Annotated in this window: 1 rRNA gene; it reads left to right on the forward strand. The window is 64.3% G+C overall.

The features are described from left to right. A 23S ribosomal RNA gene (locus ACYQ0J_RS07475) occupies positions 1-471 on the forward strand; the annotation flags it as partial.

Here is a 471-nt window from a genome sequence, read left to right on the forward strand (position 1 = left end):
GGTGAAATTGAACTGGCCGTGAAGATGCGGCCTACCCGTGGCAGGACGAAAAGACCCCGTGGAGCTTTACTGCAGCCTGGTGTTGGCTCTTGGTCGCGTCTGCGTAGGATAGGTGGGAGCCTGCGAAGCCGCCCTTTCGGGGGTGGTGGAGGCGCCGGTGAAATACCACCCTGATGCGGCTGGGGGCCTAACCCTCGGGTGGGGGGACAGCGCTTGGCGGGCAGTTTGACTGGGGCGGTCGCCTCCTAAAGGGTAACGGAGGCGCCCAAAGGTTCCCTCAGGCGGGACGGAAATCCGCCGGAGAGCGCAAGGGTAGAAGGGAGCCTGACTGTGAGGCCTGCAAGCCGAGCAGGGGCGAAAGCCGGGCCTAGTGAACCGGTGGTCCCGTGTGGAAGGGCCATCGATCAACGGATAAAAGTTACCCCGGGGATAACAGGCTGATCTCCCCCGAGCGTCCACAGCGGCGGGGAG

The sequence above is a fragment of the Thermus sp. FJN-A genome, from assembly GCF_054655095.1.